The sequence below is a fragment of the Nocardia sp. NPDC057663 genome, from assembly GCF_042799895.1.
Classification (GTDB): Bacteria; Actinomycetota; Actinomycetes; order Mycobacteriales; family Mycobacteriaceae; genus Nocardia.
In genome coordinates this window covers 716,207-731,134 of the sequence record NZ_JBHVHX010000002.1, presented here as the reverse complement: position 1 = coordinate 731,134, position 14,928 = coordinate 716,207, and the positions used below count along the sequence as shown (strand labels likewise).

The window sequence follows — 14,928 nt, the reverse complement described above, 5'->3', positions numbered from 1 at the left end:
CGTCAGTGGCCCTGCCGGGCCGCGAGTCCGTCGAGAACGATGCCGAGGTGCCGTTCGAACCGTCTATCACCGTCGTCGCGGAGGTGCCCGGCAGCCTTGACCAGTTCGGCGCCCTCGCCCAGCCAGGCGTCGCGTCCGGCGAGGGAGTACCGCGCCGGGTCGGCTGACTGGGTCCGCTCCTGTTCTTCGATGACGAAGCCGACGACGAACGCGGTGACCAGATCGGTTGCGTCGTCGGCCTCGGCGAGAGTGAATCCGGCTGCGGTGAAGCGTGCGAGCCAGGGCTCCTTCGCCTTCACCACGTCGGGGTCGGCGATGCGCGTGCCACTGAAGATGCGTGCTCCGTCCCGGTGGCGCAGGTACTCCGCGCGCAGGATGCGGGCGTAGGCGACGAGGTCGTCACGCCAGCCGGCGCTCTGGGGGATCGTCGCCAGGGCGTGGGTGACGCGGCGCATGACCACGGTGCTCATCTCGTCGAGCAGCTCCTGCTTGTTGCGGACGTGCCAGTACAGCGCGGGGGCCTGCACTTCGAGCCGCCCAGCGAGCGCACGGACGGTGATGCCGTCCATGCCCTTCTCGTTGAGCAGTTCGAGTGCGGCCGCCACGATCCGTTCCCGCGTGATTCCCTTCGCCACGTTGACACCTTAACAAAGTTCAGGCACGGTGAATGGCGTCAACTGAACTTAGTTAAGGAGCCTGTGATGCGAGCTGCCGTCATCAACACCCCGGAAGCGACACCCGTCTGCGCGGAGTTCCCCGACCCGCAGCCGCAGCCGGGCCGCGAACCGCTACACCTCGTGGGCGCGGGTCTGCACCATGTCGTCCGCGCGCTGGCCTCCGGCGGCCACTACGACAGCAGCCAGGCGTATCCGCTGGTGCCGGGGGTCGACGCCGTGGCCAGGACCGACGACGGGCGCCTGGTCTACACGGGCCTTGCCCGGTCGCCGTGGGGCACGATGGCCGAAAGACTGGTTACCCCGTTCGAGGTGGAACTGCCCGCCGGGGTCGATCCGCTCGCGGTCGCCGCCGGCATGAACCCCGCCATGTCGGGCTGGATGGCGCTGACTGCCCGGCGCAAGCAGGCGGGCGAGCTCGGCACCGTGCTGGTGCTCGGGGCAACCGGCCTGTCGGGCAGCCTTGCCGTGCGGGCGGCGCTGTTCCTCGGGGCGCAACGGGTCATCGCGGCCGGGCGCGACCCGGAGGCGCTGGAGCGGCTGCGCGGCCCCGGCGTCGTGACCGTCCCGCTCGCGCACGGCGGACCCGCTGCCTGGGTGGACGCCCTCGGCGCAGCCATCGCCGAGGCGCCACCCGCACTCGTGCTCGACTACGTGTGGGGCCCCGTCGCCGAGGCCGCCTTCGCCGCGCTGGGAGGGGTCGGTGACGAGACCCGCGACATCGACTACGTGCAGATCGGTTCGCTCGCCGGAACCGAGGCGGCACTGCCCGCGGCGCTGCTGCGCAGCCGGCGGATCCGGATCATCGGTAGTGGCACCGGCTCGGTCTCGAAGGCGCAGATCATCGCCGAGCTCCCCGAGATCGTCACCCGGTTCGGCGACGGGACCTTCGACGCGCCCTACACCGCCTACCCGCTCAGCCGCGTCGGCGAGGCATGGGCGCACCAGGGGCGGACCCGCGCTGTCGTTATCCCGGACTGATCGGGGCCGATTCGAGCAGCAGCCGACGTGCCCGCATTCCCGGCGGCGGTCGCGGCGCGCGCTGATGGACCGAGTTCAGCGATCAGATCGTCGAGGGTTTCGGGTCCGCGCGAGCGGCAGATCCAGGCGGCCACGTGGGGGTCAGGGGTTCGAGTCCCCTTCGCTCCAACCGTTTATACAGGTCAGGCCCGGTATCGTACCGGCCTGACCTGTTTTCGTAGGTCGGTTCATTCCCGTGGGCCGGGCGCGTTCTCGGGTTCGTCGAGGTGGAATCGTTGGCGAACGTCGGGGCGGGTGAGCAGTTTCTCGGGATACCCGGGGCCGGGCCTGGGGGTGACATCGCGCGCGTCGAGTGGTTGCCGGCAGTGTCCGCACACGACTTCGGCGACGCTGTCGTGCCCGCACGGTTCGTGGCGGAAGACCAGCGGCGGACCCGTCTGGTCGGACAGCCAGCGGTCACCCCAGCGAGTCATGGCGGCCATGACCCCGTAGAAGTCGAGTCCGGACTCGGTCAGGACATACTCGTATCGCACGGGCTGGGTGTCGTACACGCGTTTGTCGAGCAGTCCCTCGTCGACCAGTCGTCGTAGCCGTTCGGCGAGTGTGTTGCGGGCGATCCCGAGCTCTTGCTGGAAGTCGTCGAAACGGCGGAAGCCGTAGAACGCTTCACGCAGCACCAGCGGAGTCCACCAGTCGCCCAGTAGATCGATCGTGCGGGCGTAGGAGCATGGCCAGTTCGCGAAGGATGTTCGCCTCATTCATCCAGGGTAGCGGATCTATCAACAAGACTCAGCAGGTCAAATGGGTTCGATGACTATTGCTAAGTGAGTCTAGTTACGCAACTATGGAGGTCGAGCTATGGCTGGAAGGATGTGTGATGGAGTGGACCGGGCAGGTGTATTCGGATGTGCCGATCGTGGCCGACAAGGTCTATATCGACGCGTCGCCGCCGGTGGTGTGGGACTTGGTGACCGATATTCACCTGATGCCACGGCTGAGCGATGAGGTGCGCGAAGTCGCGTGGCTCGACGGTGCGTCGGGGCCGGCGCCAGGGCATCGCTTCGTGGGTCGCAACGTCCACGAGTCGCTCGGGAGCTGGGAGACGATGTGCACGGTCATCGAATACGAGCCGCAGGCCCGGTTCGCCTGGGCGGTCGGTGAGCCCGACTACCCGTCCTCGGTGTGGCGATTCACCGTGCTGTCCGTGGGGCAGGGAACGGTGCTCGAGCAGCAGGGGCAGATGGGCCCGGCGCCGTCGGGGTTGAGTTACGCGATCGAGGCGATGCCGGACAAGGAGCAGAAGATCGTCTTCGTGCGCTTGCGCGAATTCGAGGCCGGGATCAAGCGGAATCTCGCGATCATCAAGCAGCTCGCCGAACAGGGGAAATGATGCGTACCGCGACGACCGTCGAAGGTTCTGCCGGAAGCTGGCGCGACATCGCCGATTTCATCGTCGAGGCCGAGAAGCTGGGTCTGGACATGTGCTGGGTGGCCGAGGCGTGGGGGAGTGATGCCCCGTCACCGCTGGGCTATCTCGCCGCACACACGAACCGGATCTTGCTCGGCTCCGGGATCATCCAGCTGGGTACTCGGTCCCCGGTCCTGATCGCCCAGACCGCGATGACCCTGGCGCAGCTGTCGGAAGGCCGGTTCCTGCTGGGTCTGGGCGCGTCGGGTCCGCAGGTCATCGAGGGTTTGCACGGCGTCTCGTTCGCGCACCCGCTGGCCCGGATGCGGGAGACCGTCGCGATCGTTCGACAGGTCTTCGCCGGGGAGAAAGTGTCTTTCACGGGTAAGGAATTCGCCATCCCGCTGCCCGATGGGGAGGGCCGACCTATGCGGGTGGGATTGGCTCCGGTCTCGGTGCCGATCTACCTGGCGACGCTGTCGCCGAAGATGCTGGAGCTGACCGGGGAGATCGCCGACGGCTGGCTGGGCACGAGCTTCGTGCCCGAGGGTGCCGATGCCGCCTACTTCTCGCACCTGGACAAGGGATTGGAGCGGTCCGGTCGCAGCCGCACGCAACTCGACATCTGCCAAGGTGCCGAGGTCAACATCGTTGCCGACGAGGAGGATCTGCCTCGCGTGATCGGCGGTCGCAAAGCTGAACTGGCGTTCTCGCTCGCGGGCATGGGCACGAGCACCACCAACTTCTACAACGACGCCTACAGCCGGCAAGGGTGGTCCGACATCGCCGCGGAGGTGCAACAGCGTTGGCAGAGCGGTGACCGCGCCGGCGCCGCAGGAGCGATCCCCGACGAGATGGTCCTGGCGACCACGCTCATCGGTACTCGCGAGATGGTGCGTAGCCGGCTCGCTACCTGGCAAGCCGCCGGAGTCGACACCGTCCGCCTGTATCCAGCGGGGAACACCCTCGCTGCCCGCCTGGACAATCTCGCTGAAGGTCTGGACCTGGTTCACAACCTGGTTCCCTGATCGCCCTCCCCGGCCTGGCCCGCGACTGCCCACACTCCTAAGCATTGCTCGACAATTCTGTTGAGCAATGCTTAGTAATCCGTTAGTCTCGGGGTCGCGACCGAACGCCGCACCATCGAGAGCCAGCGCAGGAGACTTCCATGCCGACCACCCGAATCAACGGGATCGAACTCGCCTACACCGACACCGGAGTCCCGCCCGGTCGACCGGACGCTGCCACCGTCGTGTTCGGACACGGCTTGCTGTTCAGTGGCTGGATGTTCCGGCCTCAGATCGCAGTCCTGCGGGAGCAATACCGTTGTGTCGCAGTGGACTTCCGTGGACACGGCGACACTCCGGCCACACGCTCCGACTACGACATGGACACCCTGACCGCCGACGTCACGGAGTTGATCGAGCACCTCGATGTCGGCCCGGTGCACTATGTCGGCCTATCGATGGGCGGGTTCGTCGGACAGCGCATCGCGGCACGCCACGGGCACCTCCTGCGATCGTTGACGCTGCTGGATACCAGCGGTGACGTCGAGGACCCCGACCGAGTCGGCAGATACAAGCTCCTCGCCCTGATCTACCGCCTCATCGGCATGGCCCCGGTCCGCAATCAGGCCGTGTCCTTGTTGTTCGGCCCCACATTCCGCGCCTCCACGGCGAGCAAGCCGGTGATCGAGGAATGGGCTCGCCGGGTAGGCCGGTACGAACGCGCGGGCATCTATCGCGCCATCCTCGCTGTCGCCGAGCGTTCCAGCGTGCTGGCCGAGCTCTCCCGGATCACTGTTCCCACGCTCGTCATCGTCGGCGCCGACGATGAGGACACCCCACCCGAGCAATCCAGGAAGATCACGCGTTCCATCAGGGGTGCGCAACTCGAAGTGGTGCTCGACTGCGGGCACACCAGCACACTCGAGCAGCCCGAAGTCATCGCCGCGCTGATCCAGCAGTTCCTCACCGCGTCCGAGATCGACGAGCGCCCCTTGGCTTGATCAGACCTTTCGCGCAGATCGAACCTGCCCGAAGGCGACAAGCCCACCGGTGCCATGGCCGCACCATCACTCTGAGGAACTCTGGATATGACTGTCGACTTTCCCTTGATTTCCGGCGCTCGGCCGACAACGCCGGCGCTGACACGGATCCTGTCCGACGCGGCCGAACCCGCATCCGCCGATCTGCGCCGGCGCGTGCTCGACACTCGCGCCTGGCGCACCGACTACGCCACCCTCCTGGCGAACTTGACCAGCGCCTCGGCCGATACCAGCGCGGTCGCCCTCGCCGTGGCCTCCGCCGGAATCGACTCGGCGCGTTACACGATGACCTGGTCGGATGGCTCGAACGAACGGGTGCTGACCGAGCTCGACCTCGATGCCGACCGCGCACGGCAACCAGGTACCGCGGCCGTCTATGGAACAGCTTCACCGATCGTCGAGCTTCGTGTTCCCTACCGCGGTCGCGTCCTGCGGGGAAGTGAACTGCTCGATCAGGTCGATAGCTGGGTCAGCGACGGCATCGCCGAACCCTCGTTCGGTGCGGCGATCGCCCGTGTCGTGGCCAACCCTGACTGGTTGGCGGTCCGGGACAGACAGATCGTCTTGCTCGGCGCCGGAGCCGAACTCAGCCCGCTCGAACCACTCACCGCATGGGGCGCCGACGTTCTGGCCGTCGACGTGCCGAGCCCCGACCTGTGGGAGCGCATCGTTCGCACCGCACAGTCGGGGGCGGGTTCGGTGCGATGGCCGCTGCGAGCCGATGGTCCAGCAGGCCTGGATCTGGTGCAGGATCTGCGGGAACTCGCCGCATGGTTGGCGTCGGAAAGCAACGGCAGTCCACAAGTGCTGAGTATGTACGCCTACGCCGACCGGGGCGCACACGTCCGGCTCAGTGTGGCCGCCGACCTGCTCGCCACGCATCTGTGCGAGGCCGATCCGCGGACCGCGCTCGCCTACCTCGCCACCCCGACCGACGCCTTCGTCGTCCCCTCCGAAGTCGTCCGCGCAGGCAGCAGCGCATGGCAGGAACGCGGACGCAGGCAATACCTGGACTGGATCGCACGGACGGTGTCCGGTGGCACGCTGTTCCGTCCCTCCTATACCCGCATGCACGAGGACGGCACCGGACTCGCCGACGTTCTCGTCCCCCAACAAGGCCCCAGCTACGCGATGGCCAAACGCCTGCAGCGGTGGCGTGGCGTCCTCGCCGAAGACGCGGGGCACACCGTCTCGTTCAACGTCGCCCCCGCCTCGTGGACTCGCTCGGTGACTCGGAACCGAGCACTTGCCGCGGCGTACCGCGGTGCTCACCATTTCGACGTCGAAGTCTTCGGTCCCGACACCTGCCGAATCCTGATGGCCGCCCTGCTCGTTCACGACCTCCACCACCATCGGGCACCACGATCGCATCCCGAAGCGCTCTTCAGCGACCAAGCCCTGCACGGCGGACTCTGGCGCGCCGCCTACGAACCCAAATCGGCACTCGGCTTCGCTGCCCTGCTCGGCACCTTCGGAAATCTCTTCGGACCAGGGAAATTTCAGTGTTCGTCCCATTGACCGGTGTGGCGCGATCGGGTGGGGTACCCGCCCTGGCCCGACCGCGCCCACCGGTCGCGCGATGTCGAAGTGCGCGACCGGAATCGGTCCACAAGCGCTATCGAGCGACCGATCTGGTCGTGCGCTACCGTCGCCGGTGATCGTCGCGTGCTCGGGTGGGGACGGAGATCGGGACCGGCATGTGCAGGGCGAGTTGCGCTTCGGTGGTGACGTCGAGCCGAATGGTCTTGATCGGCTTCAGCGATCGCAGGTCATCAGCCATGCGTCCGCGACCGACCCGCAGCTGGGCTCGGCGCGGGAGTGCCGCGCTTCCGGTCGAGAGCACGTTGGTCTGGCCGAGGATCGCATGCCACGCGTGGTCGATCTTGGTGTAGGAGGTGAGTGTCGAGATGCGCTCGCCGGAGGGATAGGCGGTCTGGGCCGGCGTAGCGACCGACAGCGAAAGATCGGTTCCACCAGCACTGTTCGCCACGTGGCCGGTAGCTCGATCGGAGTCGATGTCGACCTCGATGTCGGTGCGCCACTTGGGGAATCCGTACCCGTCGTGTCCGCGCACGTAGGCGATGTCGGTGTTGACCGGTAGGGACACGACGTAGGAATCGAAGTCGTCGTTGCCGAGGGCGGCGAGCAGGTCGACGAATCCGAGACGTCGATGCTGTGCTGGTCGCACCGCGATCCCGACGGCGGCTTCGGTGTAGGCGTCGATGTCACAGATGTCGTAGCTGAAGAACATCACCGACACCAGTCCCAGGCCCGGGATCACCTCGAGGGGTGCGAGTTCCGCGGGTAGACGAGAACGAATCGCTCGTGTGGGGGCCAGCATCGTCAGTCGAGCGCTGGACAGGCGATAGTAGAAGTTCGGCGTGCGGGTGGTGCCGATTCGAGAGTCCACCTCGGCCTTGGGTAGCTGCCGGAAGTAGTCCACGCTGTGGACTCGCGGGTCGCGGGCGACCTCGTCGAGATCGGTGTTCATCCGATAGCGGTCGTAGAGACCGCCCTCGGGGACCATGACCGTGACGCCACCCAGGTCGGCTGCGACGGTGTTGTGTTCGGTTGAGGGCATCGGCCGTCAATTCCTTCTGTCTCAGGTCTTGTTCTCGCGGATTCGTCGACGGTCCGGGCCCGAGGCCGGCCGACGATGGCCGCACACACAGGCTAGCGGTGTTCTAAGCATTGCTCAATAGCTTTGTAGAGCGCTGCTCAATAGGCGTAATATTCGCCGGATGAGCGCGTCCACACCGTCCCGAGTGCGCATGACCGCCGACGAGCGACGTCGGCAACTCATCGGCATCGGTCTGCGCCTGCTGGTGACCCGCCCCATCCATGAACTCGCCATCGACGAAGTGGCCGAGGTCGCTGGCATCTCCCGAGGGCTGCTGTTCCACTACTTCCCGACCAAGCGCGACTATTACGTCGCGGTCGTGCGCTCGGCCGGCGATCGACTGCTCGGCCACACCGAGCTTCCCGAAGACGGATCGGCCGAGGAGCGCGCCCGGGTGATCGCGGACGGTTTCGTCAGCTTCATCCGCCGCCGCAAGGCCAACTACCTGGCGCTGGTGCGCGCGGCCAGCGGCGGTGACGACCGTGTGATGGAGGTCTATCAGGAGGTTCGCACCACCTTGACCGACCGGTTCCTCGACGCGGTCGGACGCCCGGACCCCGACGCGATGACCCGATTGGCGGTCCGCGGCTGGCTGGCGATGGCCGAGGAGATGGCCGTGGAAGCCGGCGCGGAGCTGTCCACCGAGGATCTGGTCACGTTCCTGGTCGAGGACCTGTTGCGAGTGGCCGCGATTCCCGGCACCGACTGACGTCCACCCCGGCGCGGTGGTGACGCACGTCGCATATCCCCGCTTATTGAGCAATGCTTAGAACTATTCTAATGTCCCCTACCAGGGGGAACGGACGACAAGGAGCAATCGTGGACTTCACCCACTCAGCACGCGCACGCGAATACATCGACCGGATCGCTACGTTCATCGACGCCGAGATCCTGCCGCGCGAGGCCGAGTACTACGCCGCTCTGCAGGCCAGTTCCGACAAGTGGGCTGTCTCGGCGACCATCGAGGAGCTGAAGTCGAAAGCCCGCGCCCAGGGGTTGTGGAACTTGTTCCTGCCCGATACGCGCTACGGCGCGGGATTGACGGTGACGGAGTACGCGCCGCTGGCCGAGCTGATGGGTCACTCGCTCATCGCGCCGGAGGTGTTCAACTGCAACGCACCCGACACCGGAAATGCCGAGGTGCTGGTGCATTACGGCAGCGACGCCCAGCGCGAGCAATGGCTGACCCCGCTGCTGGCCGGTGAGATCCGCTCGGCATTCTGTATGACCGAGCCTGCGGTGGCCTCCTCGGATGCCACCAATATGTCTGCCACCGCCACCATCGACGGCAGCGACGTCGTGCTCAACGGCCGCAAGTGGTGGAGCACCGGAATCGGACACCCCGACTGCCGCTTCGTGATCTTCATGGGGGTGACCGACCCGGCCGCGCCGCGGCACCAACGGCATTCGATGGTGCTCGTACCGATCGACACCCCCGGGGTGCGGATCGAGCGGATGCTGCCGGTCCTGGGCTACTACGACGAACCCTACGGCCACGGCGAGGTCTCGTTCACCGATGTCCGGTTGCCCCTCGAGGCCATCATCGCGGGCCCGGGCCGTGGGTTCGAAATCGCTCAGGGTCGTCTCGGGCCAGGCCGGATCCATCACTGCATGCGGTTGATCGGGATGGCCGAGCGAGCGCTCGAGCTGGCCTGCCGGCGCGGCAGCGACCGGGAGGCATTCGGTAAGCCACTGGCCAACCTGGGCGGCAACCGCGAACGAATCGCGCACGCGCGCATCGCCATCAACCAGGCACGACTGCAACTGCTGCACGCGGCATGGCTGCTCGACACCGCGGGAGCCGCCGGTGCGATCAGCGAGCTGGCACAGGTGAAAGCCTCGGTGCCGAGTATGGCCTATGGCGTGATCGACATGGCGATCCAACTGCACGGAGCCGCCGGGCTCTCCGACGACACTCCGCTCGCGGGTTTCTTGTCCGCGGCCCGCTCGCTGCGGCTGGCCGACGGCCCTGACGAGGTCCACCTGGGCGTGATCGCCCGAGCCGAACTCGCCCGGTACCGGAGACAGGGCTGAGTACACCACCACCCCGCAACGCCAAAGCATCCTGATCACCGGCGCCAGTTCCGGCCTCGGTGAGGGGATGGCCCGAAACTTCGCGGCCCTTGGACGCGATCTCGCGCTCTGCGCCCGCCGCAGCGACCGACTGCACACGCTGCGCGAGGAACTGCGGGTCGCGCATCCCGGAATCCGGGTCAGCGTACGCGAACTCGATGTCAACGACCACGACCAGGTCTTCGAGGTCTTCCACGCCAACCGCCAGACCGCGCAAACGAACTTCGTCGCGGCGCTGGCCCAGTGCGAGGCGGCGGTAGAGATCTTCCGCCGCCGGCATTCCGGCCACCTGGTCGTCATCTCGTCCATCAGCGCTGTGCGTGGTCTGCCGCGCAATCTCACCACCTACGCGGCCACCAAGGCCGGCGTCGCGGTGCTGGCCGAAGGCATCCGCGCCGAACTGCTCGGCGCCGACATCGCCGTCACGACCCTGTACCCCGGATACATCGACTCGGAGATGACTTCCGGCGCTGCCCGCACACCGTTGATGGTCTCGACCGACAAAGGCGTCCGCGCGATGGTCAAGGCCATCGAAGCAGAACGCGTCCAAGCCAAAGTCCCCGCCTGGCCGGGACTGCCGTTGGCCTTCGCCCTGCGTACCCTGCCGTTGCGCCTGGTCGCCGAGGTCAGCTGATGGGTGACAAACAGAGAGTGCGCCCGCAGTAGGAGAAGCGGTCGCGTTCGTAGCTATCTCGAACGCGACCGCCTCGGGATCATCCCCACTCGGTGCGCCGCACACGATCGCCTGAGTTCCGACACCGGCGGCGACAGGCCCTCGACCCTGTGCAGGTCAAAGGAATTCAGCCAACTCGATGACGGCCGAGGGTATCCGGTCGAAACGCGTAGGCCACTGAGGCGACGATGGCGGCCAGGCTGGGAACCAGGAGGGTGAGCAGACCGATGTGTGACATGGTCTCGGACCCCGCAGTGGGATCCATCGACATCTGATGATCCATCGACATCTGATGGTGGCCGTGGCCGTGGCTGTGGGCGTCCGCGTTCTCGGATGCGCCCATCGCGGCCTGCATGAACGCCGGGTCGGTGAGGTAGGCGTGCATCACCCATCCGATACCCGACATGAGCGCGGCGCCGGCCGCACCGGCGACCACCGGCGCCAGCGAACGCGGCAGCCGCCGATCGGTACTGCGGATCGCCAGGGCAGTCAGGCAGCCGGGGCCGATGCCCCACCCCAAGACGAACCACACCGCCATCAAGGCGGTCAGCCATCGGCTGTCGGCCATCGCGAGCACATCGGTTCGCCAGAGCATCAGATTGACGACTGCCGCGGCGCAGGCCAGACCGACGCAGACCGTGAACCTGTTCCGGGATCGGGGCATCAGGTCACATCCGCAGTCGGTCGAGCATCCGGGATCCGGTCTGCGTGTGCAGCAGGTAGGCGCCGAGCACGCCACCGGCGATCGCCGCGGTGTATCCCTTGATCAAGAACAGCGCGGGCATGTCGACCGATCCCCAGTAGTTCAGGCCCACGTTGTGGTCCAAGCCCCAACACAGCGTCTGACACACGCTGTAGGAGGCCGCGGCACTGATCGCGGTCACGATGAACGCCGCGCGGCTCCGGGGCCGGAAACGGGAGCCGACGAGGTAGGCGATCCCACCGACAGCCGCTCCCATCCCGATACCGCACAGGCCCAACGTCCACGCCAGCCGCCACACGAGCGGTCCATTGTGCGGGAACATGATCAATCCGAGCACCAGGAACAAGAACTCGCCCTGGAACCCCAGCGAGATGAACACCTTGATCGTGCGGATGGCCTGGCGCTCACCCTCTGATATCTCCCGCTGGGCTGCAGTTATCGCACCGGGCACCGTTGCCATCGCTTGTCTCCTGAGAAATAGACACACCGGGAATCACCCGGGATCGACGACCCGAGTCGGCACGCAGGTGCCGAAGAACGCCGCGTCGACTCGGGAGATGGAATATGTCAGAGAGCATAATTCATGGGAGACGGTTTGGCGATGGTCGGTCCGACCGCAGGTCGGGTGGTACTCGGGCGCCCCGAAGGGCTCTGTGCGCTATTTGTCCGTGCGAGCGCTCCGGCCGCGAGTGAGGAACTTCTGGCTCTCGATCAGGAGCTCGAGCTGCCGAGCGACATCATCGAGGGGTTTACGGCTGCGCTGAGAGCGGCACAAGACCACGGCACCCTCGACCGATGCGATCGACATCGTCGCCAGCTGCTCGGCGTCGTCGGCGTGCAGTCCCTCGTTCTCGAATGCTCGGCGCAGCGGCTCGGACCATCGCGCGAAGATCGCGGCGGTGCTGCCGAACAATTCCTCATCGCCGGTCGGGCCGACCGCGACGGCGACCACGGGACATCCCGCCGCGAAATCGCTGTCGCGCAAGATCTTCTGCCACAGCTCGACGAAACGCTGCAGGATCTCCGTTGATCCGTCGGCGGCGGCGCGGTCGACGATCGCGCCGATCGCGTCGCCGGCGAAATTCAGCGCCTCCGCTACCAGTTGCGTTCTGCCCCCAGGAAAGTGGTGGTAGACCGAGCCTCGGGGTGCCCCGCTGCGGGTGAGCACCGCGTCGATCGTGACACCCGCGACTCCCCGTTCGCGGAGGACCTCCACCGCACTGTGGATCATGGCTGTCCGGGTGTCCTTCGGTTCCGACACCACGCCTCCTTCGAGTGACACCGCAAGCGGCGCCGCCTGCTGCTATGTAACTGATCATAGACCGGCGTTGGGCCCGGGGATCGCCGCCGATCGAGAAGCGTGCCTGCCGGTGGCAGTCGCGCGAGAACGCGGTTATCGCCATGGCGGCCCTTTGGCGACTCAGAGCTCAGCTGCCAAGATTATGAGGTATTGCATAATACGTAAGTCCAGTGTTGACTAGCGATCGTGCCGCCGAGACCGGCGCTGGGCGGGCCTGGCGATGAGCGGGCCAGGCCAACTCTGGCAGTTGTGCCTACGGACCCGATCACGACTGCTCCACCCGACACACGACACCGCCAGGAGAGGCCCGTGAGCTTCAGAAGCCCCTATCCCGACGTCGAGATTCCCGACACCAACGTCTACGACTTCCTGTTCGCCGGCATCTCCGGCTCAGATCTGGACCGCCCAGCCCTGATCGACAGCGCGACCGGCGATCAGACCACCTACCGCACCCTCATCGGTCAGATCGATCGGATCGCGGGTGCGCTGGCGATCAGGGGCCTCGGTGTGGGTGATGTGGTCGCACTGCATTCCCCGAACACCCCGGCCTTCGCCGCGGTCCTGCACGGCATCTTGCGGGCAGGCGGCACCGTGACGACGGTCAGCGCACTGAGCACCGCCGAAGACATCGCCGCCCAGCTCATCGACTCCGGGGCGCGCCTGCTGTTCACCGTCGCACCACTGCTTGCCCAAGCCGCCGCGGGCGCACGGATCGCCGGGATCGCGACGGAGGGAATCGTGGTACTGGACGGAGCCGACGGCTACCTGTCACTGCGAGACCTTCTCCAGCAGGAAGCTTCCGCACCGGACATCGACTTCGACCCGGCAACCCAGCTGGCGATCCTGCCGTACTCGTCGGGAACCACCGGTCACCCCAAGGGTGTGATGCTGACCCATCGCAACCTCGTCGCCAACGTCTGCCAGATCCATGCCCGAATGGGAATCCGGGACCAGGACCGCGTGCTGGCGGTCCTGCCGTTTTTCCACATCTACGGCATCACCGCCATGCTGCACGCCGCCTTGTACCGACGCGCCGCACTGGTGACCATGCCCAGGTTCGACTTCCCCGAATTCCTGCACGCCATCTCGCGCCACCGCTGCACGTATGTCTTCGTGGCACCGCCGATCGCGGTGGCGCTGGCCAAGCATCCGATCGTCGAGGACTACGACCTCTCCAGCGTCCACACAGTCATGTGTGGCGCGGCGCCTCTCGACACCGATCTGGGCAATGCCGTCGCGCGTCGTCTGGCCTGCCGCGTTCGTCAGGGCTACGGGATGACCGAAATGAGCCCGGTCAGCCACGCCATACCCGACGATGGCGATGATTTCCCGATCGGTTCGGTCGGGGTGACCTCGCCCAACATGGAATGCAAGCTGGTCGACCCGACGACCGGACGAGAAGTGGACTACCCCCGCCACGGACTCAGCGCACCTGGTGAGCTGTGGTGCAAAGGCCCCAACGTGATGGTCGGCTACCTCGGCAACCCGGCCGCCACCGCCGAGGCCCTCGATGAGGAGGGCTATCTGCACACCGGTGACATCGCCGTCGTCGATGGACGCGGCGCGGTCTACATCATCGACCGGCTGAAGGAGCTGATCAAATACAAGGGCTATCAGGTTCCCCCTGCTGAACTGGAAGCGCTGTTGCTGACCCACCCCGAGATTGTCGATGCCGCAGTGATCGGTGCGCTGGACGCCGAAGGCGAGGAGATCCCGAAGGCCTTCGTCGTGCGCCGCCCGGGCTCCCAGCTCGACGAACGATCCGTGATCTCCTTTGTCGCTGAACAGGTTTCGCCCTACAAGAAGGTTCGGCAGGTCGAGTTCATCGACGCTGTGCCCAAATCGGCTGCGGGCAAGATCCTTCGCAAAGACCTCCGAGCAAGGGACACCGCCCGAAGCGACAGCGTCTAGGCATGACCGTCCGTGGCAACCGGGCAACTCGGCTCCGCTATGTCGCGGCGAGTGTCGTACTGATCCGGTCGGCGGATGTGCGCTGCTCGCCCGGCGTGCGGAGATCGGTGCTCACGGCGAAGACGGGGAACCTGTCCTCCGGCGGACACGGCTGAAAGTGCACCCGCACCGGGCCGCCCCGCAGCACCGGGACTTCCCCTTCGATGGACGTGTAGACCCACGGCCCCTCGTCGAGTTCGACAATGGCGATCGTCAACGGCGCCTCGCTGCCCATTCCGGTCGCCCCGCGATCCACCACCCGCCAGGACACGATCGAACCGGTGCCGGCGGACGGCAGCCACTCGAGGCTGTCGGATGCGCACGACGAGCAGTCGGCAGCCAACGGCGCGAGCAGCTTGTCGCAGCCTGTACACCGGCGAATCATCAACCTGTCTCGCCCGGGCTGGGCGGTGACTTCGCCGGTTCTGCCGCAGTTCGCTGGATCGGGTGGGTACATGATGGCCTCCGTGAGGTGGTGCTGACGCTTGCTTCAGCGTCC

At 66.5% G+C, this 14,928-nt stretch carries 17 protein-coding genes; 10 read left to right on the top strand and 7 right to left on the bottom strand.

Annotation, left to right across the window (positions count from 1 at the left end; translation table 11 throughout):
* Positions 1-2: 2 nt before the first annotated feature.
* A complete protein-coding gene (locus ACFVAV_RS08005; RefSeq protein ID WP_379031727.1) occupies positions 3-635 on the bottom strand; it encodes a TetR/AcrR family transcriptional regulator C-terminal domain-containing protein in 633 nt (210 codons plus the stop codon).
* A gap of 66 nt (positions 636-701) precedes the next feature.
* Here ACFVAV_RS08005 and ACFVAV_RS08000 point away from each other — a divergent pair, with 66 nt between their 5' ends.
* Positions 702-1,655, top strand: coding sequence for a zinc-binding alcohol dehydrogenase family protein (locus ACFVAV_RS08000; protein WP_379031724.1), 954 nt, complete (start codon positions 702-704; stop codon positions 1,653-1,655).
* Positions 1,656-1,882: 227 nt separating this feature from the next.
* On the opposite strand, the gene ACFVAV_RS07995 is transcribed toward ACFVAV_RS08000, so the two are convergent.
* Positions 1,883-2,413, bottom strand: a complete 531-nt coding sequence (locus ACFVAV_RS07995; RefSeq protein WP_379031721.1) for a winged helix-turn-helix transcriptional regulator — start codon at positions 2,411-2,413, stop codon at positions 1,883-1,885.
* 119 nt (positions 2,414-2,532) lie between these two features.
* On the opposite strand from ACFVAV_RS07995, the gene ACFVAV_RS07990 reads away from it, so the two are divergent.
* The 4 genes from ACFVAV_RS07990 to ACFVAV_RS07975 all read left to right on the top strand — a co-directional run bounded on the left by ACFVAV_RS07990 (position 2,533) and on the right by ACFVAV_RS07975 (position 6,628).
* On the top strand, positions 2,533-3,045 hold the full coding sequence (locus ACFVAV_RS07990) for an SRPBCC family protein (protein WP_379031719.1): 513 nt from the start codon (positions 2,533-2,535) through the stop codon (positions 3,043-3,045).
* On the top strand, positions 3,045-4,091 hold the full coding sequence (locus ACFVAV_RS07985) for an LLM class flavin-dependent oxidoreductase (protein ID WP_379031716.1): 1,047 nt from the start codon (positions 3,045-3,047) through the stop codon (positions 4,089-4,091). The genes ACFVAV_RS07990 and ACFVAV_RS07985 overlap by 1 nt, the downstream gene beginning before the upstream one ends.
* Positions 4,092-4,231: 140 nt before the next feature.
* The gene (locus ACFVAV_RS07980) at positions 4,232-5,071 is read left to right on the top strand and encodes an alpha/beta fold hydrolase (RefSeq protein ID WP_379031713.1); all 840 of its coding nucleotides are present in this window, start codon (positions 4,232-4,234) and stop codon (positions 5,069-5,071) included.
* An 87-nt stretch (positions 5,072-5,158) separates the two neighbouring features.
* Complete coding sequence (locus tag ACFVAV_RS07975) at positions 5,159-6,628, top strand: hypothetical protein (RefSeq protein WP_379031710.1); 1,470 nt, start codon at positions 5,159-5,161, stop codon at positions 6,626-6,628.
* 124 nt (positions 6,629-6,752) lie between these two features.
* On the opposite strand, the gene ACFVAV_RS07970 is transcribed toward ACFVAV_RS07975, so the two are convergent.
* Positions 6,753-7,691: an acetoacetate decarboxylase family protein gene (locus ACFVAV_RS07970; protein ID WP_379031707.1), complete on the bottom strand. Its 939-nt coding sequence runs from the start codon at positions 7,689-7,691 to the stop codon at positions 6,753-6,755.
* 160 nt (positions 7,692-7,851) lie between these two features.
* Here ACFVAV_RS07970 and ACFVAV_RS07965 point away from each other — a divergent pair, with 160 nt between their 5' ends.
* The 3 genes from ACFVAV_RS07965 (at position 7,852) to ACFVAV_RS07955 (ending at position 10,437) form a co-directional block, all read left to right on the top strand.
* Entirely contained in the window at positions 7,852-8,439 is a 588-nt protein-coding gene (locus ACFVAV_RS07965) for a TetR/AcrR family transcriptional regulator (RefSeq protein WP_379031704.1), read from the top strand.
* A gap of 110 nt (positions 8,440-8,549) precedes the next feature.
* Positions 8,550-9,764 (top strand): acyl-CoA dehydrogenase family protein, encoded by a 1,215-nt coding sequence (locus ACFVAV_RS07960; RefSeq protein ID WP_379031701.1) that lies wholly within the window; start codon positions 8,550-8,552, stop codon positions 9,762-9,764.
* Between the two features lie 28 nt (positions 9,765-9,792).
* Complete coding sequence (locus ACFVAV_RS07955; protein WP_379031861.1) at positions 9,793-10,437, top strand: SDR family NAD(P)-dependent oxidoreductase; 645 nt, start codon at positions 9,793-9,795, stop codon at positions 10,435-10,437.
* 166 nt (positions 10,438-10,603) lie between these two features.
* Here the strand turns inward: ACFVAV_RS07955 and ACFVAV_RS07950 are convergent, their stop codons facing one another.
* The 3 genes from ACFVAV_RS07950 to ACFVAV_RS07940 all read right to left on the bottom strand — a co-directional run bounded on the left by ACFVAV_RS07950 (position 10,604) and on the right by ACFVAV_RS07940 (position 12,410).
* A complete protein-coding gene (locus ACFVAV_RS07950) occupies positions 10,604-11,140 on the bottom strand; it encodes a hypothetical protein (RefSeq protein WP_379031698.1) in 537 nt (178 codons plus the stop codon).
* A gap of 4 nt (positions 11,141-11,144) precedes the next feature.
* Positions 11,145-11,639 carry a hypothetical protein gene (locus ACFVAV_RS07945; RefSeq protein ID WP_379031695.1) on the bottom strand — a complete coding sequence of 165 codons (495 nt, stop codon included), beginning with the start codon at positions 11,637-11,639 and terminating at the stop codon, positions 11,145-11,147.
* Positions 11,640-11,837: 198 nt separating this feature from the next.
* Positions 11,838-12,410: a TetR/AcrR family transcriptional regulator gene (locus ACFVAV_RS07940; protein ID WP_379031858.1), complete on the bottom strand. Its 573-nt coding sequence runs from the start codon at positions 12,408-12,410 to the stop codon at positions 11,838-11,840.
* A gap of 378 nt (positions 12,411-12,788) precedes the next feature.
* Between ACFVAV_RS07940 and ACFVAV_RS07935 the strand changes: the two genes are divergently transcribed.
* Entirely contained in the window at positions 12,789-14,390 is a 1,602-nt protein-coding gene (locus tag ACFVAV_RS07935; RefSeq protein WP_379031692.1) for a 4-coumarate--CoA ligase family protein, read from the top strand.
* 37 nt (positions 14,391-14,427) lie between these two features.
* Here the strand turns inward: ACFVAV_RS07935 and ACFVAV_RS07930 are convergent, their stop codons facing one another.
* Positions 14,428-14,685, bottom strand: a complete 258-nt coding sequence (locus ACFVAV_RS07930; RefSeq protein WP_379031855.1) for an OB-fold domain-containing protein — start codon at positions 14,683-14,685, stop codon at positions 14,428-14,430.
* Here ACFVAV_RS07930 and ACFVAV_RS07925 point away from each other — a divergent pair.
* A complete protein-coding gene (locus ACFVAV_RS07925; protein ID WP_379031866.1) occupies positions 14,633-14,911 on the top strand; it encodes a hypothetical protein in 279 nt (92 codons plus the stop codon). The two genes, ACFVAV_RS07930 and ACFVAV_RS07925, sit on opposite strands and share 53 nt — an antisense overlap.
* The last annotated feature ends 17 nt before the right edge of the window (positions 14,912-14,928 follow it).